The organism is Bacillus sp. GbtcB14 (genome assembly GCF_019091205.1).
GTDB classification, from domain to species: Bacteria; Bacillota; Bacilli; order Bacillales; family Bacillaceae_G; genus Bacillus_A; species Bacillus_A cereus_AG.
In genome coordinates, this window is sequence record NZ_JAGXJT010000003.1 from 244,772 (window position 1) to 268,236 (window position 23,465).

Genomic DNA, 23,465 nt, shown 5'->3' on the forward strand with positions numbered 1-23,465 from the left:
TTACTATAAAACGCTTTCATTTTAACATGAGTAGTAAGAAGAAGATTTCAAATATATCACAATATATTAAAGGAATTGAGGGAGAACTACAATGAAAAAGATTATAAACAAACCAGAAACATTAGTAATGGAAATGTGTAACGGAATGGTTATGGCGCACCCAGAGCTTGAGCTTTTGAAAAAATATAAAGTCATTAAGAAGAAAGAAATGAACGAAAACAAAGTAACGTTAATTAGCGGCGGCGGTAGTGGTCATGAGCCAGCACATGCAGGATTAGTCGGAAAAGGAATGTTAGATGCGGCAGTGTGCGGAGATGTGTTTGCGTCACCTTCGCAAATTCAGGTATACCAAGCAATTAAAGAGACAGCTAGTAAAAAAGGTACGTTATTAATTATTAAAAATTATAGCGGCGATATTATGAATTTCAAAAACGGTGCGCATTTAGCGACGGAAGATGGAATTGAAGTCGACTACGTAAAAGTGGACGATGATATTGCGGTAGAAGATAGCCTGTATACAGTAGGACGCCGCGGCGTTGCGGGCGTTATTTTAGTCCATAAAATTGCCGGTGCAGCAGCGGAAGCGGGTATGGAGTTAGGTGCAGTAAAAGCTATCGCAGAAAAAGCAGCGGCTAACGTGCGCACAATCGGTTTAGCACTAACTTCTTGTACAGTTCCAGCGAGCGGATCACCTACTTTCACACTTGCGGAAGATGAAATGGAATACGGCGTAGGTATTCACGGTGAACCAGGAATTAAGCGTGAGAAAACGATGTCAGCAGATGAATTAGCAAACCGTATGACAAATGATTTAATGAAAGATTTAGGAGTAAAAGACGGCGAGGAAATTGCACTTCTAGTCAATGGATTTGGCGGAACTCCACTACAAGAACTTTACCTATTTAATAACGCAGTTACGAGAGAATTAGCTGCTAGAAACATTAAAATTAATAGAGTATTTGTCGGTAACTATATGACGAGTATCGATATGGCAGGTATGTCTTTAACAGTAATGAAATTAGACGATGAGCTAAAAACATTACTATCTAAAGAGTGTAATACACCTGCGTTTAAAGTAGATGGACCGGTTGAAAGTGTAGAGTACGTGAATGTACTTGAAGAGACAGAAGAGAAGGAAGTTTCCTTTGAAATAGAAACAGCGGAAGAGCACGCTGTTATTAAAAATAATGTCATTACATTAAACAACATGATTTATCTCGTTGATAAAATGAGCGATATTATTATTAAAAATGAAGTACCGTTCTGTGAGTTAGACACGCATGCTGGTGATGGAGACTTCGGAATGAGTGTGGCAAAAGGATTTAAGCAATTAAAACGTGAGTGGCATTCGATTGTAGATCAAGAGAACGTGACGATTGGATCATTCCTTGACGGTTGTTCCATGATTATTATGGAACATTGCGGCGGCGCATCTGGTCCAATTTGGGGCGGTGCATTCCGCGCAGCTAGTAAAGCAGCAGGAGAGAAGCGTGAGTTAACAGTAAAAGAATTCGCTGAAATGTTGCAAGCAGCACTGCAAGGCATACAATCTATCGGTGAAAGATCGTTCGGTAGAGGAGCAGTAGTTGGTGATAAAACACTTGTTGACGCACTTGCTCCATGTGTTGACTCTTGGTTAGCTAGCGCTTCAAGCGAAGAAGATATGAAAACTGCCTTTGAAAAAGGAGCAGAAGCAGCGGTCAAAGGAGCAGAGTATACGAAAGAAATCGTAGCTCGCATGGGTCGCGCGGGTACAGTTGGTGAAAGAAGCTTAGGATATCCAGATGCAGGTGCACATGCGCTTGGGGTTATCTTTACGGAGATTGCGGGTAGCTTAAAATAGTAATTAGAAAGTCCCTCTGCCTTGTGGTGGAGGGGTTTTTCTGTAGTTGATTGATATATAATTTAGCTAGATGTTTTCTCTGTAAAGATATGTATGTTTATAAATAATGAGATAAGGATTTTAAAAGAAGCAACGTGAATTCCATATAAATATGGGATTCACGTTGTTTAATTGTATTTTTGGAAAACTGACTAATTGACAGAAAGCACTTCAAAAGTTGGTATTTATTATTTTGGGCTTCAAAATTATGATTGTACACCTTATGAAGTGGTTTGGAAGAGATGGAGAGATTGTTTCATAAGGTGTACATTTTGGGACGGGTAAGGTTATTTTCAATATTATTTATAAATGAGACAAACTAACCAAACAAAAAGGATCTATTTTGATTAATTTTCCAAAATAGACCCTTTTTTATATTAGTGAATGTTAATCTTTATTCTGTTTTTCAATTTCTTTCAATAATTGAACTAGCAACTCTTGGTTTTTCTGATTGAAGTCTCTAATGCTCTTTAAATCTTTTGCTATTATAGGTAAATAATAAATGCAAAACACTAAAATTGTTATATAAAACAAGCCGTATAAAACTATACCTATCAAAGAACTGCCCCTTTTCTAATGGATGTTAAGTGGAAAAATCTTCTTGGGATATAGTATAAAAGGCCAAAGCTTTTAAAAGCCTTGACCTTTTATATTATATTTTATAATGAAAATTCAAACTACTCAACTTATTCAACAATCCAACCATTCGTTAAGTAGTTTCCATTAGCTCTAATTTTAGTATCAAAACGACCTTCTACTTTTCTTTGGAGTTTTTGGGGTTTTAAATCCATAAATATAGTAGATAGTTGAATTAGCTGAAATGAAAAAGAACTAGAAATTCCTTATCACAAGTAGACAAGAACAATCTTGTGCCTTTTAAAATGTTAAATATCCCCTTTTTGTTTTAATTCAACATAGAATTTAGTTTCAATGATTTTGAAAGTGATCTTACAAGGGTTTGATCATTAAATAACAAAAAAATTTAACATAAAGTTTAACCGATGGGGTTATCTTCATAAGGTAACGACTCTATTATAGTATAAGGTAATTTTTGATAGGTTTTGAAAGATGATATATGGGGAGTGCAATGAAATATTCGTATAATGTAATTTAATTATATCGAAATAGTACTTAATCAAAGAAACAACATTTGTTTTTTAAAAATATAATAATCGTTAAAATAATTTATAATAATCTTTAAATAAAATTACAATAATTTACAAAAAAACTATTGTTTGTATGATTGTTTTTTTATAAGATTCATACAGGTACCTAATATTCTTAATGGAGGTTAACAATGAAGAAAAAAATCATACCAGTTTTATTGTCGTCAACATTTGCTTTAGGACTTATTACATTTGCTCCATCTAGTCAGGCATCAGCTAATGAAGGTGTTAGCCCTGTAGTACATGATAATGAAAAATTACCATCTAAAACATTTTCACCACTTCCATTAGATTCAAAGATTACAAATTATGCTGCAGGACCACATTATTCTGCTAAATCAGGTCAGTATGCTTTGGGAGGTACTTGGTCTACATCGGATTCATATACAAGTAGTAGTAAATCTAAAAGAAAATCAATTGACCGTATTTATGCTAAAACGAAACATTATGTAGATGGCGGAAGTGTAGGTAGTAAAGCAGATGATCAATATAATGCTTCACATGCAGGTGCTGAAGTCAATAAAGGAGCATGGTATATAGGGGATGATGAAGTATATGGTGAACACATCTTTGCAAATAAGGGCTATCAAACTTGGAAAACAGAAACTTATGGAAGTTAAAAAAACAAATTTATTGCTGAGAGGAGCAAAATTATGAAAAAAACAATTTCTGCTTTATCAATGATTGCTTTATTTTCACTTCCTATCCATTCATTTGCTCAAGAAAAAGAAATGGTTTCGGATAAAAAAGTTCCTGAAATTGTATATGATGTGGAGAGAAAAGCATTAAAAACTTTTTCGCCAGCATTATTAAATCCGAATAATAAAGTTAAAAGTAGTGGCGCGCATTATGTTGCATATTCAGATTTCACTCAGACGGGTGGAGCAAGTTCGGTCTCTGATGCTTATACAAATAATAAAAAGACCAAGAAAAAAACAATAAATTATATTTATGCAAAAACAAAGGGTTATGTCAATGGGATTTATAAAGATAGTGCAACAGATACTCAATACAATTCTTCCCATGCAGGTGCGAAAGTATTTATTAGTAATAATTTTTGGGATGATGGTGAGGCTTACGGAACACATGAATTTCGATTAGATGGTTACCAGACTTGGAATACCGAAACTTACGGAACTTGATATAACAATATGTTCTCATGAGCAAATTAGAATATGTTTCTAATTTGCTTTTCATATTTATAAAGTTTATTTAGGAGTGAGCCGATGAATCCAAACAGACTAGTGTATATACTATTATTATCAATATTATTATTGTTGTTTAGTGGCTGCACAAAAGAAACTGAGAAGAAGCAAGAGACACAAACGAATAATCAGCCGAAAATTTCATTAGATAGTACTAATTTTAAGTCAACTATTGCTAGTACGTTAAATCGAGATAAATTACCTTTCGCTGAAACTGGCGGGATTAATTTAGGGATATATAATCAAAATGGGGAAATTGAGAAAGATTTCAACTTTAATATAGAAGAAAGTCAGAGCCTTAAAAAATTTATTTCTTTAGGGAATTTGATCAAAACTGAAAGGGTTTACAAAATGTTGTTACTTGTTGATTATAAACAAAGTGATTTTAAAGTTGATGATAGAGAGTTAGCGAAAGACTTCACTTTTCAAGTAGGTGCGGGAGAATCAGTAGAAATTCCTATAGAAATTCCACCATTACCAAAAGGACTACATGATATTATTTTTGTTATTGCTAAATTCCCTGATAAAAAAGTATTAGATGAAGAGTTTAGGAAACAAACGGATTCATCCAATCTTCTATTTGTAAGATTTAGTACAGTAGTAGGTGAGGATGAGACGGTAAATAATCAAGTTGAATTTAATAGTTACGGAGAAAAGAATACAGAGAATATTCTAGATGGTGTTTTTATTGCTAAAGAAAATACTTACAAGAGATGGTTGACTCAAGAAGTCACTAATGATAAAAATCTGGATTTCTATACGAAGGTCGGAAATAATAGTAATACAAGAAAACAATACGCATTAATACAATTATTTGATTGGGAGCAGATGAAATTTATAGATGATAAAGATGTGTTGTTTTATGATTTAGAACCAAATACAGTTTTTACTGTTCAATCTCAAATTCCAATAAAAAAAGAGAAAGGAGTGTATGATTTAACGTCTATTTTAGTGCAACATCCTTTTCAAAAAATAACATTATACAACCAACAAGTAGATACAGCAATTAGAGTTGGGGTTGATGTAATAGAGTAGTAAATGAAATGTTTTTATTATAATTCTCGAAAATATATAGTTGTTTCTATGAGGAAAAAAGAAGAGAATCTTATTTTTGATTCTCTTCTTTTTTTGTTTATTAGAGAAAGGCTTTTACTTGATTTTCTCTCATTTTTATCGCCCCTTTATAACGGTTCAAGTGTAATATCAAACAAAAAAGGTCCCTCAGGCAAGCTGAGAGACCATTCAAAGTACAATCATTGATTTTAGGTGCAAAATAAAATGGTAATCAATCTAATAAATTATAAATGACTAAATTTTTCTCCTGATTTCAAATTTTTGCCAACCTCGATAAATATATTCAATTAATAATGTATAATTCCTAGTATAATATTATTTTGTTTATGTAAAAAAATGGTAAATGTAGAAGTAAAACAATTAATCTTTCTTTGTGAAATTAAACATAAACAATCCAATAGAAAAAATCACAAAAAATTCTATTATAAATTTCTTTTAAAGGTAACATATAAATACAATCTACTAATCTGACAAAATACAGCAAAGACCGTACGAGCTTCGTCGGTGGATTGTAAAAGGTATTCTCTATAATGGTTCAAGAATCTTCAATTGAAATAACAACAAATATAGAGGAAGACCTATTTATTAAAGCAGACCAAACATTGATGATGCGTTTATTAATGAATTTATTGACGAATGCGATTGCTTATGGCAAAGAGAATGGCAGTGTGAATATACAACTGTTCCGTGATGAACCCAACATAATAGGTAAAGTCTCCGATAATGGTATAGACATCAGCGAGCAACATATTACGAAAATATGGGAACGCTTCTATCGAGTTGATGCAGCACGAACATCTTCAAACATTGGAAACACAGGTTTAGGATTGTCGATGGTGAAATGGATTGTCGAACTATACGGAGGAAAAATTACCGTTGAAAGTAAATTAGGGGAAGGCAGTACTTTTACATTTAAACTACCAATTGAAAAACGATAGTACAAATTCGACATATTGAATAGAAAGAATCGAAATAACGTATTAAAAAAAGATGAAATCGGTGATTTCATCTTTTTTAAACATATACTATCAATGGCCGCATCCTGCATTACACTAGGATTTTAGTGAGTGATGTTTGAGTGTTTAAATGACACAATAGTTGTAACTAACTGTTGTGTTATTTGTTCATTTTTCTTTCTTTTGTGTATATGAAGAAAAAACAAATCGTCTAAAAAAAGAATGAGGCTATGAGTAAAACACTACCGTCAAGAAGTGTCTTGGGTATATTTTATTCTCTGAATTTATCTGGTTTTTCAACTCTAAATGATTGCACCTCACCGCACTCTAAACAAAATGTGGTTAATAGTTTGGAACGCTTCCCGCCTGAAAAGAATCTACTAGATTCATCTTCACAAACATATGCATGATAAGCAGATCCAACTCTTCCTTCTTTAAATGTAGTAGAACCACAATTCTCGCATCGTTTATTTTTCATGTTACTAACACCTCTTTTGCTGTGTTTTTAAGATAGAAGTAAAGCAACTTGGTTATACATGATATTTTCGACATGATACAACATACCCCTTTATATATTCGTAAGTAAAACAATACCCTTATGAAGCTCTATAAAAATATGATTTCTTATATATCATTTAATACTTATAGGAAAAATGAGTATTAAATGATTGATTTTTATTATTCTGATGATTATAATAAATGGAAACCAAACAATTCTTATGTTGAGAAGTGGAGGGACGGGCCCTATGAAACTTCGGCAACCTCGTATGAGACGAAAGGTGCCAAATCCTGCAGGTGAAGAAACACCTGAAAGATAAGAGCGGTTCACTTAGTCAAGAAGGCTACTCTTATTTTGATAAGAGTAGCCTTTTTTATGGCTAAAAGGTAAAGGGGGAATAGGTAGTGGAGTATGGTTTTTGGTTACCGATTTTTGGGGGATGGCTTCGAAATGTAGATAATGAATCTATGCCGCCTACGTTTGAGTATGCAAAACAAACAGCGCAAGCGGCAGAACAATTAGGTTTTTCAACAACACTTATTGCGGAATTAAACTTAAATGATATAAAAGGTGTTTCAGCACCAAGTTTAGAAGCGTGGACAACTGCGGCAGCACTTGCAGCAGTAACGGATAAATTAGAGATTATGACAGCTGTCAGACCGGGCTTCCACAATCCAGCAGTTACAGCGAAAATGGCAGCGAATATCGATCAATTAAGTAATGGCCGTTTTACATTGAATGTAGTTTCAGCATGGTGGGAAGAAGAAGCGAGGCAGTATGGCGGAGTATTTACCGCACATGATGAAAGATATGATCGCACAGAGGAATTTGTAACAATTTTGAAGGAACTTTGGAAAGAAGAAGTGTTTTCTTATAAAGGGAATTTTTATGAGCTTCATCATACACATTTAAGTCCAAAGCCTGTGCAGAAACAGGGCATTAAGATTTATGCAGGTGGTGAAAGTGAAAGAGGAAAAGAGGTCATTGTAAATCACGCGGATGCATATGTCATGCATGGGGGAACAGTGGAAGAGGTATCTGTGAAAATAGAAGATATGAAGAAACGTAGAAAGAAAGTCACAGAGGAGCCATTGCAGTCATTTGGGCTTGCGGCTTACGTCATTTGTCGTGATACAGAAGAAGAGGCATTAGAAGAATGGAGACGCATAACGGATGTGAAAGACGATGCTTTAGGTTACGCGGGTTACCAAGACTTTATTAGTAAATCGCATTTGGAACAGCAAGTGAAATTGAATGATTATTCCGTATCCAATCGCGGGTTACGTCCTAATCTAATCGGAACACCAGAACAAATTGCAGAAAGGATACTCGCTTTTGAAAAAGTGGGTGTTACGTTATTACTTTTACAATTTTCGCCACAGCTTGAAGAGATGAAACGATTTTCTGAAAAAGTGATGCCATTAGTTGAAGCAAAAAGAAAGGAATTGATTACAAATGAGTAAAATTTACATATTACATGAGAATAAAGAATGGACGGATCATTTGGTGAGAAGGTTAGAAGAACTAGAGTTACCTTATGAGGAATGGCATTTAGATGAAGGAACACTTTCGTTAGAAAAAGAACCTCCTCAAGGTGTTTTTTATAGCCGCATGAGTGCTTCTTCACATACGAGAGGTCATCGATATGCACCTGAGTTGACGGAAGGAGTCCTTGCTTGGCTAGAGGGATACGGGCGCACAGTATTTAATGGGTCTCGTGCATTACGCCTTGAAGTAAGTAAATTGAATCAATATGCAGCATTAAGAAATTTTGGGATACAAGTGCCGAAAACAATTGGTGCTGTGGGCCGTGATCATATAGTAAAAGCAGCAAGGGAGTTAGGGGAAGTACCGTTCATTACAAAACATAACCGTGCAGGTAAAGGTCTTGGTGTTCAACTATTTCATTCTATTGATGCTTTAGAACAATATTTGGATGGTCCGACGTTTGAAGAACCCATTGATGGAATTACTTTAATCCAGCAATATATTGAAGCGCCAGAACCATACATTACACGTTGTGAGTTTGTAGGCGGCCAGTTTGTATATGCAGTTAAAGTAGATACATCAGAAGGATTTGAACTTTGTCCAGCAGATGCGTGTTCGATTCAAGATGCTTTCTGCCCAGTAGGAGAAGAGAGGGAGAAAGAAGTGCAAACAAAATTTGAAATTATATCGGACTTCCAAGAGCCAATTATTGAACAATACAAAGAGTTTTTGAAAGAAAATGAAATTACCGTTGCTGGTATTGAATTTATTCGTAGTGCAGATGGAACAATTTATACGTATGATATTAATACAAATACAAACTATAATTCTGATGCAGAGTCTGTAGCGAATCAATTTGGTATGCTTGAGCTTGCTACATTCCTTGGAATAGAATTAGAAAAACAAGTAGAATCAGTGAAATAATATATAAGTTTCTAGTAAAATCTTTGTTAAAGTAATCGTGGTCGTATGGCCAAGTTCTTATGGTTTTTGCACTAGAACGAAAAGTATAAGAAGTAGCCCAAGTTTCAATGAGGAACTTGGGCTATTTCTATGTTATATATCTACAAGTAAAACAACATAATATCACTATGAATTCCTATAACAATATGAGTTTTTGCATATTTCAAAACTTAGTATATCCTTCAAAAAGTTTTAATTGTATAATATATTTTGTCATATTCTTTTAGATTTTTCGACAAAATATATAAATAGAGAACGTATTGGGAGAAGGAATTATGTACACAAAACTATTAAAATCAATTACATCATTATCACTTATTGGTGGTGCTTTATTGTATGCAAACGGCAGTGATGTGAAAGCTGCTGAGGCGGGTGTTTTTTCTGATGTGCCTACATCGCATTGGTCGTATCCGGCAATTAAAGATTTAGCGAGTAAAAATATTATTTCAGGTTATGGAAATGGGATATTTGGTTTCGGTGATGTTGCGACGAGAGAGCAAGTTGCAGCTTTAGTGTATCGAGTTATGCTACCGAATAAACAAGGCGGAACGTTTAGTAGCAATAATACTCTTTATGTATTAAAGGACGGATCTAAGTTTAATAATCCTTATGGCGATATTAATCAGAATTCTACGATGTTCCCTGAGGAAATTTTAATGTTAACAAAAGCAGGGGTATTTAAAGGAGATGAGAAAGGGAATTTTAGACCGAAAGCTCCTGTGAGTCGTGCGGAAATGGCGCAAATTTTAACAAACGCTTTTCATCTTTCTGCGAAACAAAAGCATACATTTAACGATGTTCCAAATGGTTTTTGGGGTGAAAACGCTATTAGCGCAGTGCAGTCAACCGGAATTGCTTCTGGTACAGGCGAAGGGAAATTTGAGCCATCTAAAACGGTAACACGCGAACAGTATGCACAGTTTTTATATAATACTTTGAAATATAAAAAGCCTGAAGTTGCGGTGCAAGATACCGGAGATGCGGCATTATTAGTAGCATTCAAAGATGAAGTGCAAAAGCGTATTAATATGTACGAAACGAATATTACACTTCCATATAAAACGAAAAATGGTAATCCAGAAGAAGTAATGAATACACTTTTCGATGCATATAAAGAAGTTGCAAGTAAAAATGAGTATACAAATTATAATAGATCGAATGTTTCATATGGCATTTCTGGATCGCCTGGAAATTATACGTTTACGTTAAAGATTACATATCGTGAAACGAAAGAACAAACGGAATATGTAATGAAGCAAGCAAAGGCAATTGTTTCTTCTATTACGCAAGTTGGAATGGATGATCATGAAAAAGTGAAGGCGATTCATGATTATGTCGTAAAGCATATTTCTTATGATACGTCTTATAAAGCTTACACAGCATATGAAGCACTCGTAAATCGTTCTGCGGTTTGCCAAGGTTACGCACTATTAACTTATCAATTATTAAAAGAAGCTGGAATTGAGAATCATTTTGTAGTAGGAACTGGAGACGGTCAGCCTCATGCTTGGAATTTAGTGAAAATCGAAAACAAATGGTATCACCTTGATACAACATTCGATGATCCGGTGCCAGATGAACAAGGCCGTGTAACGTATTCTTATTTCAACTTATCTGATGAGCAAATCGCAAGAAATCATGAGTGGAATAGAAGTGATTATCCGCAAGCTACAACAAATTATTATAGTACATTAACAAATAAAATTGCGGCAGGTGGTACGAAAATTCCTGCATATCAGCAAATATTAAAAGATACAAAGCTAAATTATTTAGGAAATGAATATATCGCAAATAACTATAATGAATTAAAAAATAAAATGCAGAAAAGTTATAGCGCAAATTCAAAACAGATTGAAATCCTTTATAAGCAATCAATGGATGGCGCATTGCAAGATGTGAAAAAAGTAATTGGAGAAATTGGTTATCCGCAAGGAGCGAATCGTGTTTCTTATAAAGCTGAGCCGTATAATGCGAAAGAAGGATATTCTTTAGTGACGATTACGTTTATGTAGTGATAATGAGAAAAAGCATCTGTTTCAGATGCTTTTTTCAAATTGTTGAAAAAGAGATACAACAAATTATATAATTTGTTGTAAACTGTAAAACAATTATTGAGAAGAGTTATTATAAAACATATACTTAAGTGATTATAAGGGAACATAATACGGAGGACTAATATGACAAAGAATAAAAATGAGTTATCAGTAGAACAACGAGAAGAATTATTAAAAGTATTAAAAGCTCGTTTTGAGAAAAATATGAACCGCCATGAAGATCTTGAATGGTCTAAAGTTGAAGAGAAGTTGGCTGCTAATCCTGAAAAATTGTGGTCACTTAATGAAATGGAAGTAACTGGTGGTGAGCCAGATGTTATTAATTATGACGAAGAGAAGGATGAGTATACTTTCTGTGATTGTTCAAAGGAGAGTCCTAAAGGCCGCAGAAGTCTTTGTTATGATCGTGAAGCGCTAGAATCAAGAAAAAAACATCAACCAGAAAATACGGTTATTGATGTAGCAAATGCTATGGGGATTGAATTATTAACTGAAGAGCAATATCGAGAGTTACAACAACTTGGGAATTTTGATATAAAATCATCAAGTTGGGTACAAACACCTTCAGATATTAGAGAACTTGGTGGTGCACTTTTCTGTGATTATCGCTTCGGACATGTTTTTGTGTACCATAATGGAGCAGATTCCTACTATGCTGCCAGAGGTTTTCGTGGTTCTTTAAGGGTTTAAGTTTTATGTGAATAAGAAAAGGGTCTGCATTCAAAGGCTATTAAAAAATATTCTTAGTTTAAAAAGTGAAAACGTCCTCGATGAAATCGAAGAAGCTTTCACTTTTTTTCATGTAGTTACCTTGAAGGAATCGTAAAATTAATCAGCGTTTAGCATGTTAGTAAATGCATCACCTAAGGGGACAGCGGAAATATAGCTTTTCTGAAGTTTTAGGAACTATTGCTTTAGTAGGAAAAGGATCATTGCTTGGATAAGTTGATGGTGCAAATTGTTGCTTTTTATCTTTTTCTTTCATAGGTGGTTTTTCAAATGATGGATTTAATTTGATGGAGTTGTCCGGCGTTTTTGTTTTATCTTTAGGTATGGTGTTTTTGAGATCCTCTTCTGTGTAAAGGCCTCCTGTTTCTTCATATAATGAATCTTTACTTTGAATATAGCTTTTTGGTTTGAGAGGTTCATCTGGATTCATTATTGTTACTGGAGGTTCTGGATCCCCTGCTGCCATTACTTGATGTGGCGATAATGATGCGGAAAATAGAATAATAGAAAAGACACATACACTTTTAGGGGCAAAAAATGTAATCATAATTTCCTGCTACTCAAAATATAGACACATGTACATTCTTTTGCACTAAGAATATTTTTATCTATTGTTCTTTTGTTAATCGCTGTATGGACTACAAAAAGACCTCATACAGACAACCAGCACAAGTAAATTATTGTATTTCTCAATAAACAAAACAACTTAACATGGTAAAATAATAATTGGATGGGAGTCCAATACATATTATTAAAATTAAGATGGTTCAAGTCGGAGGAAGGCACCTTAGGGTGTCTTTTCTTTTTTACAAAAAAGAAAATTATACTCTCAAACGCATTTTAAATACAAAATAACCGATTCCTTATATGTTAAGAAACCGGTTATGTATTTCCCTACTTTTTTAGGGGGGCTTTTTCTTGTAATGGTCTTAAATGATTGATTTAAGGTTATACATTTAAATCATAAATAAAAGATAGAGTAAAAATTATATAAGAAATAAATGTAACGAAAACAAGAAAACATATAAACTGAGAATTAGATACATATTGTTCTATTCTTTTTTTCATGTTAATTCGTATTCTTTTGCAAATGTGAAGTATCAATTGGGATCTGAGCTTTCCAAGATCCAATTACTTTTCCAATTCTAGTTATATTTACGTCTAAAGTAAGGGGCTGTTTAAAAACGTCTTTTTCTTCAGTCGTTATAACAAATGTAGAAACACCTTCGGGTCTATCATTATCACGAATGCCTATTTCATCTAATTTTTTACCTGCTGCTATAAGTTCAAAAGGAAGACGATCATCTGAATCCTGGATAAATGATAGTCTTCCATCATCTTTAATCTCAGGGTTTTCCTCTTGTTGCCCATTAATTTTACCATCACTTTGGAGATCTAATCCTGATGTATCAAATTCAAATGGTACTAAACTTCCGTCAGCTTTTTCCATTCTATAATGAACTGATATACGTGAATCTGCGATAAATAATTCTTTGAGATGTACAGTAATACCTTGATCTGTAATTTTTTCATCAATAGGAATATATTTCCCATTCTTCATCATGTCTTGTACGACACCATTTTCATCTCTTATTCCTTCATTTACAACTTTATCATTTGTAATTGCATCAGAAAAATATGAAGCAACATTTGTAGCCGCCACTTGTACTTGTGGAATCATTGCTGCTGTGAAAAGTGCTGCTCCAGCTACTGCTGTATAAATGAAACGTTTTGATTTTTTACTCATGTTTGTAAACATTCCCTTCTTTTGTTGTTTTTTGTGATTTATATTAGAAACATTGTCTAACTTGGAACGACTTTCAAATGTTTTCCATGCTTGTTCTACATCAATTTTGATTTCTTGTGGTGAATTTGCAGATTCTTCATCTAGCATTACGTTTTCCCATTGATTTAATTTATTGATTTCTACTAATAAATCTTGGCATGCTTCACATGTATCTAAGTGTTTTGTGAATTCCTTTCTTATATCATGAGAAAGTTCTCCATCAATATATGTTTGAATAAACCCGATATCATAACATTTCATTTGTTATGCCTCCTCCATTTGTTTATAAATCTTGCGAAATTTCATTTTGGCTCGGACTAATAATGTTCCAATAGAAGATATTTCAATTTGAAGTACTTCTGCAATTTCTTTATATTGAAAACCAGAGAATTTCATGAGTAAAAGGGTTCGTTCTCGATCATTCATTTTATTTAATATCGTTTGGACCTTTGTAATTTCTTCTTTTCTTATCCAATCATCGTCTAATGATGAAACATTTTGTACTTCATGGTATTGTATTTCTTTATCAATCTTCGCTTGCTGCCTCTTTTCAGATCGAAAATGGTTATAAGCTATATAAGTAGAAGATTTAATCAGCCATCCCGGTATGTTTTCAATTACTTTCCAATTGCTACGATATAATTGTAAAAATACTTCTTGTGCTAACTCTTCAGCGATAGATTGATCTTTAACAATCCATATAATCTGTTTCACAGCATAAGCATAGTACTGCTTAAATAAATCTTCAAAGGTCATATCAGAAGCATGACTTTCTTCATTTTCCATAGTTAACATATTAGTTTAAACCTCACTTTCAATTTGATACCTGTATTATAGAGAAACCAGAAAAACGGATTTTGTGACAGTTTTTCTAGTTATTTTTTTATATTTTTTATTATGTACTAAAAAAAGCATTCATCTGATTAAAAGATAAATGCAAAAAAGAAAATGAAAGCATAAAACTATAACTCTTGCAGTAGTTGTCTATTAGTGTACAAGAAAACAGTTAGTTTGTTGCCAAATTGTATCTAAACGTACAATTTTCTTTTTTCTGAATCAGAATTTTGCTTTAAAGAAGATAAATTTTCAATGGATGATTACCATGAATATATAGATAAAGTTCATCAATATATTTATAGAAAGGAGGAATTCAAATGAAGAGAGATGATAAGATTGGTCATTAAGAGAAAAGCTGTTGTAATAACAACTTTATCTTAGGGGAATGTAGCTCATTTTTTGTTTTGGGATATTTTACTTCTTCTATTTTTATGAATATGTATAATTACATAAAATTTCAGAGAAAAAGAGAGTATACTTTCATATTGTGTAATAAAGATAAAGCCCGCCTACGGAAATAGGCGAGCTTTTTTAACATATAAAGAAAAGACAACTTTTAAGGTGCCTTCCTTCAATTCAAAACATTGTACGTTTCATAATACGTATGGACTCTCATCCGAATATTATTTTACTAGGTTAAGTTTTTGTGATAATAACCTTTTTTAATTGGAATGAAACAGAGTAGTGCATCACTGTATTGTTAAGCATCTTTCTCAACAAATGTGAATATTTTCATTATCCTTTTCACTACAAAGGGTAGCAATTTAGAAGCTGAAAATGCAAGTACGAAAGCAATTCCCCATGTTTTCGTCCATGATTTGAGAAATAAAGTTGTATACCCAACATTCATTGAGACCATGACGAAAGAGATAATACTAGATATACCTAAAATCATAAAGAGATTAAAAATTATTGGTTCAAATTTTTTATTGATTTTCAAAATTAACACCTATTTTCTATATATGCTTTGCTGCCCGATTTCACCAACATCTAATCTTACAGTTTGAAATCTAGGTTGTCCAGTTTGTTTTACTTTGCTGCAATAGTAATTATTGAGACGTTTACTAGTTTTGTTGGAATAGGATCTCATGATATTGCTATCCGCACCTAAATGAAAATTTTAAGTTTTTTATAGCATCGAATTTCATTTTTGGGCAAATGAAATGTAATACCGCATCTTTAAAGTATTAATTATACTTGAACTTCTGTACATTGCAGGGGGATTTTTTTATGAAGAAAAGACACTCATATAAAAGTGTCTTTTCCGATAGTTTTTTAGCAGAAGCAAGAAGCTCCAACGATGATTAATAAAATAAACAATACAACTAATAAAGCAAATCCTCCGGCGAAGCCACAGCCGCCACAACTACCACCAAAGCCCATAACAGTTCCTCCTTTAAATAGGAGGGGGAAAACAAAGGATCACTCATGTGTTTTAACGGATTCCATTTACTTTATGTATTTATGAATGAATGGAGCAGGTCCTTTTCAAAATAGATTTATTCTTAGAAGGAGTTCAACGGCAAAACATGAGAATCTATATTATTCTTTAAGAGCGAATAAATGAAAAAGAAAATATCCAAAAATACAGATAGAAATCAGCTTTCATACCTTTCACTAAAAATAATACTAGCATTATATATTATAAGGAATACTTGTCCTTAATTGTAATAGAAGTAAGTGTCCCGTGTTTACTTATAAATACATTCGTTTGAAATGTTGTCATTAAAGCATAAAAATGATGAATCTGCGTTATTGTAGGTGTTTCATTATAAGAAATAGTAGTAGAGTGGAGTGGATTGCATTCATCGAAATATTCCTTTCCATATAGTAAGCATAACAATATAAACATACCCGTTTTAAAAAATGTTAAACATATAAATAAGAAAAAATATAATTATAGTTTTTTACGTTTAGAAAGGGCTGGGAAGGGTATACATATACTACAAAGAGATTGGCTGAAGAGGAATGATAAGATTTCTAGTCTATAAAAATATACTTTTACTTTAAATAAAAAGGAGCCTGGTATACATGAATGAAATGATGATTGATATTACATTTGATTTAATTTACTTGTTAAGTAGTTCACTTGTAGTGCTTTTACTATTCGCTTTTTTCGTAAATGGTTATGTTAATAAGAAGATTAGTGTATACAGAAATGAAGAAAAATAAAGATACATTACATAAAACTTTAGGAGGTTAATAGTTATGAATGTAGACAGAAAAATAGTAGGTGTTTTTAGAACAATTGATGATGCGGTACTCGTTATTAATGAATTAAATGATAAAGGATACTCAGCAGATAACATTTCAGCTATTGCGAAGGATCAAAAGGAAATTGAACATCTGGAAGAAAAATCAGGTGAAAAAGTGAATAGTGAAACTGCGCATAAAGCGGATATCTTTTCAGCAACAGGGCTTGTAGCAGGAGGAGTAGCAGGTGGACTCGGTGGTTTATTAACAGGTCTTGGTGTACTTGCCATATCTGGAATGGGTCCAATCGTAGCAGCAGGACCTATCGCAGCAGCTATTGGAGGAGCCGGTATTGGCGGAGGAGCTGGAAGTTTAATAGGAGCATTTATCGGCTTAGGAATCCCTGAAGACCATGCTAAGAAATATGAAGAGTATATTTACGATGGGAATATATTAATTTTAGTAGATGCAAAATTAGATGATAAGTTAGAAATATATAAGATATTTGATAAGCATAATGCTTATAACTCTGATTTCTTTAAATAAAATGATGAAAAATGTAAACAAAGTGAATATCGTTTTTTGATCTTACAATTTTGGCGCGACCGAGGAGTCGTATGACTATAAGAGAGGAAGGGCTTATAGTAAAAGGTCAAGTTCTATTCTGTTATTGAAAAGGAAAGAGGTGTCTATTCGTGATTGTAAAAATATTAAAGGATAGTAGTAATAGTTTCCTTTGTACAGTTCAAAATAAAAATGGGGATCAGTATGTGAAGAAATGGTTTCGTAAACATGAAAACAATGAAGAATTAGGACGACCAACTTTCAAAGAAGTAGAAAAGGACTGGAAAGAAAATAAAGAATCGTTTATGTATCCTAATGTTAAAGTGCTTTATTAAAATGAAACATAGTGCGCGGTTCATTCTTACAAAACTGTCACATTCCTGTAAGGTAATTCAATAGATTAGTTGTTTGTTCCATGTCATAATAAAGACATAAGAAAGCTAATTAAAACTACAACTTATTAGGAGAGTGTCAGTCATGATTGTAACAACAACGTCTGGAATTCAAGGTAAAGAAATTATTGAGTATATCGATATTGTAAATGGTGAAGCTATTATGGGTGCAAACATTGTCCGCGATTTATTCGCTTCAGTTCGTGATGTTGTCGGTGGCCGTGCTGGTGCTTATGAAAGTAAGCTAAAAGACGCTCGTGATATTGCGATGGACGAAATGAAAGAACTTGCAAAACAAAAAGGTGCGAACGCTATCGTTGGTATTGATGTAGATTACGAGGTTGTTCGTGATGGAATGTTAATGGTTGCTGTAAGTGGTACAGCTGTACGTATATAAGTAAAAAAACAGGCTCCCCCCTTGAAGCTTATGCTTTGAGGGGGTTTTTTTGTTTCATGGCTAAAGTGAAAATGGGCAAAACTTTTTCGGTTAACGTTATTGTAAAAAATGCTAGGATTGCTCCTAGCATTTCGTGAGGGGGTATTGCACGGGAATGTAGATAATAAGCAGACACACTTGCTTATTTCAAATGTAGTATATATTGTTTTCAAAGGGAAAAGTAAGAAATACAACAATCTTTATATATGTTTAACGAGAGTGTTAACTTTATGATAAATAATAAAATTGTTATTTGAGGTAAGGGGAGGAAAATCAATAAAAAGGTGTATAGGATGTGAAAGGTAAGGTGATAGCATTGATGCAAAAATAAAGGACAGTACATATTGTATATGACTACTATGTACTGTCCTGATTATTCTTTTTGGATTACGAAAAATTATCTCCTGTCTTGCTATAAGTTTCATAGGCGAAATAACCAAATAAATAGCCTATTCCAGATCCTAAACTAACTGAAAGCAGGGAGAAGTCCGGGAAAAACATGCCGAAAATCAAACCGATTATACAGCCGACAAGCATTCCTATAGGTATGAGACTATCTAATAAGTTTTGAGCTTCTTTTGATTTTTTCTTACCTAATTTTCCGTTCTTATATTTATGTTCCAATCTTTTTATTACAAATACTACAATTCCCCCGACTAGTATAACAGGCCAAATTGCCGAAATTAACCACATGTGAAAATCTCCTTTCACCTTTTAATAGAATTATACCAGATACTTACAAATGTTCGCTCTTAAATGTATTATCTAGTCTATTTAAAAGGCCAATCAAAAAGACTCCTTCCTTTGCATTTAATAACTCGTCAAAAACACTTTCCGATACGATAAACTTAACTAAATCTATACAATTCAATCAAATTTACACAAGTTAGTGCTTCAAAGTGTTCTCGCAACCCCGAAGGGACGAGGGGTATAACACTCCACACGAGGCAGTATCGTTACCTCCTATTATCAAGCATTTATTTTACCCATCTTGATAAATTTATCGAAGCATTTACATCCCTATCGTGATGGCTATTGCATGAAGCACAACGCCACTCACGTATTTTTAAACTCCACTGTCCTTCTGGTTGAACTGAATGGTCGTATTTTACGCCGCAACATGAGCAAATCTTGCTTGAAGCGAACCATTTATCAGCTTTTACATACGCAATGCCATACTTCTCACACTTGTATGATAAACATTGAAAGAAGAAGTTTAATTTTTGAAATGAAAATGCTTTCGATAGTTTTTTGTTTTTTAACAGGTTTGAGATAGATAAGTCTTCCACAACAATTCTCATTGGTTTGGTTTTCACCAATTTAGCTGTTGCTTGATGGATATGGTTATTTCGGATATTTGTAATTTTCCTAGATAACCGCAGGTGCTCAGTTTTAGCTTTTTCATATCCGGCAGATTGAATATTTACACCTTTTTTAAATCTCCTAGACATATCTCTTTGTGCTGACTTTTTCCTTTTCAAAAGTTTTTTAACCTTGGCATCTTTGTTTATATTTCGTTCTTTCCTACCATTAGAAGCTACAAAAAGCTCTTTTAAACCAACATCCACACCAATCGACTCATTCGTTAGTTCTTGTAATTCAAAGTCTTCTTGGAATCCTACACTAATCCACCAGTGACGACCATCAAAGGTAACTCTTGGATTGGATGGTTTTTTATTTCTTGGTAGTTGTTGGTTTGTTTTCACTTCTCCAATAGACTGAATATGAACTACTTTCTTTCCTATAATCAGTCTTTCATAATTAGCATAAAATCCTTGGATTACATCTTTTTTGGATTTATAAGAAGTGTGAGAACCATTTTTGTACTTTTTGAACGAACTTTTTCTCGCCGTATCAAAATCTTTTGAAGCCTGTTTAGGAACTTGTGCATTAATGTCTTTTAACCACTCATATCTTTTTCGCTTCTTAATCTTTGTAAATCGTTTCTGTAAAGCTAACTGTGAAACAGATTTTCCAAATAGCTTATAGTATCTATCACTCATTCTTTTACAATAGTTATAAGCGAATCTTGCAGCACCAGCATGGTTTCTAAGCACTTTTTCTTGTTCAGGCGTTGGAATCAGTCTGACTTTCTTCGCCAATATCATCAGAATTTAACTCCTTTACTGTGCGATTATTCGGGCACTCACCTTTCAGATAATGAAAGATTTATTCTTCTGAATCGTAGCGTGTTCCACCAGCATTCTCCTGAGACTACTCGGATGCAAACCTGTTAATTCTGATACTTGACTAACTCGTAAAAATTTCATTATTATTCTTACCTCATTGAATTCAACATAGCACGTATGTTCTGTATTTTCAAGGAAGTTTGATAGATTCAATAAAATTTATCTTGTTCAACTAAGGGCGCAATTCCTTAGCCAGTTCTCTTATGAACTTCTCCTGTTTTCACATGAGCGCAGACTATATGTTTATCTACTTAAAGATAGAGGATTTTTCCACCACCATAGGCTTGTGATGTACTCTCGTCAGTTATACGAGATAGTCGTTGAACGTTCATCTTATCCATTTTGACTTAGATGATTCGAGGCGGAAGACCCATTGTTCTAGTGTTTAGGATTTAACCTTGCACGATCTGATTGATTTTTTCTGCTTTCGCGACATTCACGCTCGCTATTTCTAGCCACGTTGTAGTTCAATCAGCTTTAGGGATTGCCCGCAGTTAACCCTCACTACTAGCCAATCACTTGACTAGCAGGGCTTACTGATATATTTAATTAACTTTCGTTATAATTGGTTAAATAAATCGTAACAGTTAGTTACCCTTTCGTTTTCTCAGCAGACTGCACAACATCAACCGCTGTTTTCACATCCGCTAAATCATATGTAGAATGGACTTTCATAAAACGTAATTGCTTATTTTCAACTAAGCGAATTAAGTGACGAAACGTTTCTTGCCATTTGTGTGGTGACACGTCTTTATTCCAATGACGTAAATGAAATATGTTCGCGTGCACCTTTGCTTTCGTGACAATCTCTGCCCAGTTTACTTGTACACCTGATAGAAGACCGATCGTTAAAAAGTGCCCGTTTGGACGTAAGGAGAAAGCTAGTTCATTTCCATCCGGTCCTCCGATAGAATCAATCGCAGCATCTGCACCAAGCCCGTTTGTTAATTCCATAACGGTTTCATAAAGCGGGGTAGTGGAAGTATTAATTACATATGCAGCACCAAGGCGCAGCAACTCTTCTGTATGCTTATTATTTCGTGTAACGGCAATTAATCGGAAGTTTAAAATTTGTGATAACTGCGCAAAAAGATGACCAATAGCGGATCCGCAAGCATTCACTAATAAAACATCATTACGTTGTAAGTTTAGCGTTTCTGTACATGTAACCCACGCAGTAAGAGGATTAATATACATTTGTGCCGCTGTAAAATCATCAATAGAATCAGGAATAGGGACTACAAAATCAGCTGACGTCTTCACATATTCTTGCCAAGTACCTTCTCCGCGTAACGGTAAAACACGTTTACCGATAAGGTCTCTAGAAACGCCCGAACCTACATCTTCTACAATACCAACACCTTCATAACCAGGTATGTTAGGTAAAGGAATTCTATGAGCGTACGCTCCGGTAATGGGAATTAAGTCAGATGGATTAATCGGCCTAACTAACATACGAACGAGAACTTCATTCTCTTTTAATGGTTCTATATTTTTATATTCAACTTGTAATACATCTTTTGGGTTGCCAAACTTGTGAAATTTAATGTGTTTTCCGTGCACGATACATGTTCCCCCTTAGTTTGATTGGGTTTATTATAGCATTTTTGGTTTGGGGGGTTATTTTATTCTATTATATAGTTAAGACTCTAAAAGTTTGTGGTGGAGGATTTTTAAATGGAGCTATTTAAAGGAAAAGTTGTTTGTCCAAGGTGTGATGGAAATGGTCTCATTTATAAAGCAGAAATTAAAGATATAAATAAAGTTGTATATGTTTGTGATGAATGTGACGCAACGTGGTTTCAGAATGATAGATTTGGAATGGATAATTTTGTGGACTATGAGACGTTTCTTGAGAAGAATTCATTGTCTTATATGGAGGCGAATGTTATTCATTTAGGCTATGATTGGTACAAGGGATAGTAAATTTTTCAAAAGCAAGAAGCCACTTGAAAAGTAGCTTCTTCTATTTTTTATTAAGCCGAAGCTCTCTTCATTCTCTCAAGTAAACTAGATAACACATGCGTACGATATGATTCTAGTTTTTTACCTTCGTAAGTACGAATACCTAATTTTTTAAGTTCTTTTACATACCAACCTTTGCTTCCGAAATACATGTGATCGCTCCCCTTCAACTTTGTTTTTGTTTGTTCTGATTGTACTTGGAGGTACAGGTAATATAATGAAGGAAATGAATTTCGCGCGAAAATGGTTAACTTTGTTGCAAAAGACATATATACTAAGGATAGTATATAACGAGGTGGGCAAGACGTGATTATAGAGAAGCACGAAATTCAAATTGACCAAATTACGAGCGGTAAAGTGAATATCTTTACTTTCTATAGAAATAGAAAGCAAATTGATGATCATTTTTTACGATTACAAGAACCATCACTTACAGCAAACTACTTCTTCCATTTTCATTTTGATGCAGAGAGCTTGCATCTACTGCAGGAAGAGTTTCCAAGCGTATATCCGTACAACGGTAGTGAAACGATTCACGACTGGACGGAAAAGATGAAAGCAGAATTGCAACATCAGATCCAAACAGGAAAATGGAATAAGCGCGTACGTATCGGTAATCGCATTCTAGATGTGGCGTTTACGTGGTGTGATGAAGATATAGTAGAGTGAAAAAGAAGCGGATGACGCTTCTTTTTTTTAGCGCTGGAATAAAACGAGCTTACCTGCAGAAGATGTGCAGCGATGTGTTTTTTCGTGCAATCCTTTTTCTTGTAAAATAGATTCACCTTTTGCTTTCGCTTCTTTTTCAGTTGCCGCCTCGAATGATTCATCTAATGCTTTTGAACCATCTTTTTCAAAGACTGTTAGAACGTATACTCCCATGAAAATTCCCTCCAATAATAAAAATCAGAATCTTATAACTATTTTGGCATAAATCACTAGAATATGCAAAGAAATATATGACATTGCGTGTTACAATAAAGTGAAACTTTAATCATCGGGGAGTTATTCATTCCCGATGATTATTAGTTTTCAGCAATTTTAATTTTGATAAAATGAAACTTTTGAAACATAGAAAGGATCGTTA

General features: G+C 33.8%; 25 protein-coding genes, 2 pseudogenes and 1 riboswitch. Of the genes and pseudogenes, 15 read left to right on the forward strand and 12 right to left on the reverse strand.

Annotation, left to right across the window (positions count from 1 at the left end):
• Positions 1–91 precede the first annotated feature (91 nt).
• From dhaK to KVT31_RS10235, 5 genes and pseudogenes are all read left to right on the forward strand, one after another.
• Positions 92–1,843 (forward strand): dihydroxyacetone kinase subunit DhaK, encoded by a 1,752-nt coding sequence (dhaK, locus tag KVT31_RS10215; RefSeq protein WP_088095379.1) that lies wholly within the window; start codon positions 92–94, stop codon positions 1,841–1,843.
• 1,336 nt (positions 1,844–3,179) lie between these two features.
• Positions 3,180–3,668: a hypothetical protein gene (locus KVT31_RS10220; RefSeq protein ID WP_088095380.1), complete on the forward strand. Its 489-nt coding sequence runs from the start codon at positions 3,180–3,182 to the stop codon at positions 3,666–3,668.
• Positions 3,669–3,701: 33 nt separating this feature from the next.
• The gene (locus KVT31_RS10225; protein WP_088095381.1) at positions 3,702–4,190 is read left to right on the forward strand and encodes a hypothetical protein; all 489 of its coding nucleotides are present in this window, start codon (positions 3,702–3,704) and stop codon (positions 4,188–4,190) included.
• Between the two features lie 84 nt (positions 4,191–4,274).
• On the forward strand, positions 4,275–5,288 hold the full coding sequence (locus KVT31_RS10230) for a hypothetical protein (RefSeq protein ID WP_088095382.1): 1,014 nt from the start codon (positions 4,275–4,277) through the stop codon (positions 5,286–5,288).
• 563 nt (positions 5,289–5,851) lie between these two features.
• Positions 5,852–6,265: pseudogene (locus KVT31_RS10235) on the forward strand (sensor histidine kinase); the annotation flags it as partial.
• A gap of 289 nt (positions 6,266–6,554) precedes the next feature.
• Here KVT31_RS10235 and KVT31_RS10240 read toward each other — a convergent pair.
• A complete protein-coding gene (locus KVT31_RS10240) occupies positions 6,555–6,761 on the reverse strand; it encodes a hypothetical protein (RefSeq protein WP_088095383.1) in 207 nt (68 codons plus the stop codon).
• 236 nt (positions 6,762–6,997) lie between these two features.
• Positions 6,998–7,104: riboswitch (SAM riboswitch) on the forward strand.
• Positions 7,105–7,186: 82 nt separating this feature from the next.
• Here KVT31_RS10240 and KVT31_RS10245 point away from each other — a divergent pair.
• From KVT31_RS10245 to KVT31_RS10260, 4 genes are all read left to right on the forward strand, one after another.
• Positions 7,187–8,245, forward strand: coding sequence for an LLM class flavin-dependent oxidoreductase (locus KVT31_RS10245; protein ID WP_088095384.1), 1,059 nt, complete (start codon positions 7,187–7,189; stop codon positions 8,243–8,245).
• Complete coding sequence (locus tag KVT31_RS10250; RefSeq protein ID WP_088095385.1) at positions 8,238–9,194, forward strand: ATP-grasp domain-containing protein; 957 nt, start codon at positions 8,238–8,240, stop codon at positions 9,192–9,194. The genes KVT31_RS10245 and KVT31_RS10250 overlap by 8 nt, the downstream gene beginning before the upstream one ends.
• Before the next feature lie 314 nt (positions 9,195–9,508).
• Positions 9,509–11,245, forward strand: coding sequence for an S-layer homology domain-containing protein (locus KVT31_RS10255; RefSeq protein ID WP_217613525.1), 1,737 nt, complete (start codon positions 9,509–9,511; stop codon positions 11,243–11,245).
• A 165-nt stretch (positions 11,246–11,410) separates the two neighbouring features.
• On the forward strand, positions 11,411–11,977 hold the full coding sequence (locus KVT31_RS10260; RefSeq protein ID WP_088095387.1) for a DUF4256 domain-containing protein: 567 nt from the start codon (positions 11,411–11,413) through the stop codon (positions 11,975–11,977).
• Positions 11,978–12,146: 169 nt separating this feature from the next.
• Here the strand turns inward: KVT31_RS10260 and KVT31_RS10265 are convergent, their stop codons facing one another.
• The 6 genes and pseudogenes from KVT31_RS10265 to KVT31_RS10290 form a co-directional block, all read right to left on the reverse strand.
• The gene (locus tag KVT31_RS10265; protein WP_249276694.1) at positions 12,147–12,563 is read right to left on the reverse strand and encodes a hypothetical protein; all 417 of its coding nucleotides are present in this window, start codon (positions 12,561–12,563) and stop codon (positions 12,147–12,149) included.
• A 522-nt stretch (positions 12,564–13,085) separates the two neighbouring features.
• Complete coding sequence (locus KVT31_RS10270; protein WP_088095388.1) at positions 13,086–14,063, reverse strand: DUF4179 domain-containing protein; 978 nt, start codon at positions 14,061–14,063, stop codon at positions 13,086–13,088.
• Between the two features lie 3 nt (positions 14,064–14,066).
• A complete protein-coding gene (locus tag KVT31_RS10275; RefSeq protein ID WP_088095389.1) occupies positions 14,067–14,597 on the reverse strand; it encodes an RNA polymerase sigma factor SigX in 531 nt (176 codons plus the stop codon).
• A gap of 742 nt (positions 14,598–15,339) precedes the next feature.
• On the reverse strand, positions 15,340–15,579 hold the full coding sequence (locus tag KVT31_RS10280; protein ID WP_088095390.1) for a DUF2798 domain-containing protein: 240 nt from the start codon (positions 15,577–15,579) through the stop codon (positions 15,340–15,342).
• A gap of 335 nt (positions 15,580–15,914) precedes the next feature.
• Positions 15,915–16,022: a YjcZ family sporulation protein gene (locus tag KVT31_RS10285; RefSeq protein WP_000505671.1), complete on the reverse strand. Its 108-nt coding sequence runs from the start codon at positions 16,020–16,022 to the stop codon at positions 15,915–15,917.
• Between the two features lie 286 nt (positions 16,023–16,308).
• A pseudogene (locus KVT31_RS10290) lies at positions 16,309–16,491 on the reverse strand (hypothetical protein); the annotation flags it as partial.
• A gap of 179 nt (positions 16,492–16,670) precedes the next feature.
• Between KVT31_RS10290 and KVT31_RS10295 the strand changes: the two are divergent.
• The 4 genes from KVT31_RS10295 (at position 16,671) to KVT31_RS10310 (ending at position 18,185) form a co-directional block, all read left to right on the forward strand.
• Positions 16,671–16,811, forward strand: coding sequence for a hypothetical protein (locus KVT31_RS10295; RefSeq protein ID WP_001004567.1), 141 nt, complete (start codon positions 16,671–16,673; stop codon positions 16,809–16,811).
• A gap of 36 nt (positions 16,812–16,847) precedes the next feature.
• Positions 16,848–17,378 carry a general stress protein gene (locus KVT31_RS10300; RefSeq protein ID WP_088095391.1) on the forward strand — a complete coding sequence of 177 codons (531 nt, stop codon included), beginning with the start codon at positions 16,848–16,850 and terminating at the stop codon, positions 17,376–17,378.
• A 149-nt stretch (positions 17,379–17,527) separates the two neighbouring features.
• Positions 17,528–17,731 carry a DUF4028 family protein gene (locus tag KVT31_RS10305; protein WP_088095392.1) on the forward strand — a complete coding sequence of 68 codons (204 nt, stop codon included), beginning with the start codon at positions 17,528–17,530 and terminating at the stop codon, positions 17,729–17,731.
• Positions 17,732–17,873: 142 nt separating this feature from the next.
• Entirely contained in the window at positions 17,874–18,185 is a 312-nt protein-coding gene (locus tag KVT31_RS10310; protein WP_000637505.1) for a heavy metal-binding domain-containing protein, read from the forward strand.
• 426 nt (positions 18,186–18,611) lie between these two features.
• On the opposite strand, the gene KVT31_RS10315 is transcribed toward KVT31_RS10310, so the two are convergent.
• The 3 genes from KVT31_RS10315 to KVT31_RS10325 all read right to left on the reverse strand — a co-directional run bounded on the left by KVT31_RS10315 (position 18,612) and on the right by KVT31_RS10325 (position 21,979).
• Positions 18,612–18,917 (reverse strand): hypothetical protein, encoded by a 306-nt coding sequence (locus tag KVT31_RS10315; protein ID WP_088095393.1) that lies wholly within the window; start codon positions 18,915–18,917, stop codon positions 18,612–18,614.
• Positions 18,918–19,201: 284 nt separating this feature from the next.
• Positions 19,202–20,332, reverse strand: coding sequence for an RNA-guided endonuclease InsQ/TnpB family protein (locus KVT31_RS10320; RefSeq protein WP_217613526.1), 1,131 nt, complete (start codon positions 20,330–20,332; stop codon positions 19,202–19,204).
• Between the two features lie 672 nt (positions 20,333–21,004).
• Positions 21,005–21,979 carry a zinc-dependent alcohol dehydrogenase family protein gene (locus KVT31_RS10325; RefSeq protein ID WP_088095395.1) on the reverse strand — a complete coding sequence of 325 codons (975 nt, stop codon included), beginning with the start codon at positions 21,977–21,979 and terminating at the stop codon, positions 21,005–21,007.
• A 111-nt stretch (positions 21,980–22,090) separates the two neighbouring features.
• On the opposite strand from KVT31_RS10325, the gene KVT31_RS10330 reads away from it, so the two are divergent.
• Positions 22,091–22,336, forward strand: coding sequence for a 3'-5' exonuclease (locus tag KVT31_RS10330; protein ID WP_088095396.1), 246 nt, complete (start codon positions 22,091–22,093; stop codon positions 22,334–22,336).
• A 53-nt stretch (positions 22,337–22,389) separates the two neighbouring features.
• Here the strand turns inward: KVT31_RS10330 and KVT31_RS10335 are convergent, their stop codons facing one another.
• Entirely contained in the window at positions 22,390–22,530 is a 141-nt protein-coding gene (locus KVT31_RS10335; protein ID WP_000273537.1) for a YflJ family protein, read from the reverse strand.
• Between the two features lie 154 nt (positions 22,531–22,684).
• On the opposite strand from KVT31_RS10335, the gene KVT31_RS10340 reads away from it, so the two are divergent.
• The gene (locus tag KVT31_RS10340) at positions 22,685–23,047 is read left to right on the forward strand and encodes a hypothetical protein (RefSeq protein ID WP_088095397.1); all 363 of its coding nucleotides are present in this window, start codon (positions 22,685–22,687) and stop codon (positions 23,045–23,047) included.
• A 27-nt stretch (positions 23,048–23,074) separates the two neighbouring features.
• Here the strand turns inward: KVT31_RS10340 and KVT31_RS10345 are convergent, their stop codons facing one another.
• The gene (locus KVT31_RS10345; protein WP_000539550.1) at positions 23,075–23,260 is read right to left on the reverse strand and encodes a YhzD family protein; all 186 of its coding nucleotides are present in this window, start codon (positions 23,258–23,260) and stop codon (positions 23,075–23,077) included.
• Positions 23,261–23,465 lie beyond the last annotated feature (205 nt).

Coding starts and splice junctions, on each gene's coding strand:
- dhaK (WP_088095379.1), top strand. CDS start 92: ATGAAAAAGATTATAAACAAACCAGAAACATTAGTAATGGAAATGTGT.
- KVT31_RS10220 (WP_088095380.1), top strand. CDS start 3,180: ATGAAGAAAAAAATCATACCAGTTTTATTGTCGTCAACATTTGCTTTA.
- KVT31_RS10225 (WP_088095381.1), top strand. CDS start 3,702: ATGAAAAAAACAATTTCTGCTTTATCAATGATTGCTTTATTTTCACTT.
- KVT31_RS10230 (WP_088095382.1), top strand. CDS start 4,275: ATGAATCCAAACAGACTAGTGTATATACTATTATTATCAATATTATTA.
- KVT31_RS10240 (WP_088095383.1), bottom strand. CDS start 6,761: ATGAAAAATAAACGATGCGAGAATTGTGGTTCTACTACATTTAAAGAA.
- KVT31_RS10250 (WP_088095385.1), top strand. CDS start 8,238: ATGAGTAAAATTTACATATTACATGAGAATAAAGAATGGACGGATCAT.
- KVT31_RS10255 (WP_217613525.1), top strand. CDS start 9,509: ATGTACACAAAACTATTAAAATCAATTACATCATTATCACTTATTGGT.
- KVT31_RS10260 (WP_088095387.1), top strand. CDS start 11,411: ATGACAAAGAATAAAAATGAGTTATCAGTAGAACAACGAGAAGAATTA.
- KVT31_RS10265 (WP_249276694.1), bottom strand. CDS start 12,563: ATGATTACATTTTTTGCCCCTAAAAGTGTATGTGTCTTTTCTATTATT.
- KVT31_RS10270 (WP_088095388.1), bottom strand. CDS start 14,063: ATGAAATGTTATGATATCGGGTTTATTCAAACATATATTGATGGAGAA.
- KVT31_RS10275 (WP_088095389.1), bottom strand. CDS start 14,597: ATGTTAACTATGGAAAATGAAGAAAGTCATGCTTCTGATATGACCTTT.
- KVT31_RS10285 (WP_000505671.1), bottom strand. CDS start 16,022: ATGGGCTTTGGTGGTAGTTGTGGCGGCTGTGGCTTCGCCGGAGGATTT.
- KVT31_RS10295 (WP_001004567.1), top strand. CDS start 16,671: ATGAATGAAATGATGATTGATATTACATTTGATTTAATTTACTTGTTA.
- KVT31_RS10300 (WP_088095391.1), top strand. CDS start 16,848: ATGAATGTAGACAGAAAAATAGTAGGTGTTTTTAGAACAATTGATGAT.
- KVT31_RS10310 (WP_000637505.1), top strand. CDS start 17,874: ATGATTGTAACAACAACGTCTGGAATTCAAGGTAAAGAAATTATTGAG.
- KVT31_RS10315 (WP_088095393.1), bottom strand. CDS start 18,917: ATGTGGTTAATTTCGGCAATTTGGCCTGTTATACTAGTCGGGGGAATT.
- KVT31_RS10320 (WP_217613526.1), bottom strand. CDS start 20,332: ATGATATTGGCGAAGAAAGTCAGACTGATTCCAACGCCTGAACAAGAA.
- KVT31_RS10330 (WP_088095396.1), top strand. CDS start 22,091: ATGGAGCTATTTAAAGGAAAAGTTGTTTGTCCAAGGTGTGATGGAAAT.
- KVT31_RS10335 (WP_000273537.1), bottom strand. CDS start 22,530: ATGTATTTCGGAAGCAAAGGTTGGTATGTAAAAGAACTTAAAAAATTA.
- KVT31_RS10345 (WP_000539550.1), bottom strand. CDS start 23,260: ATGGGAGTATACGTTCTAACAGTCTTTGAAAAAGATGGTTCAAAAGCA.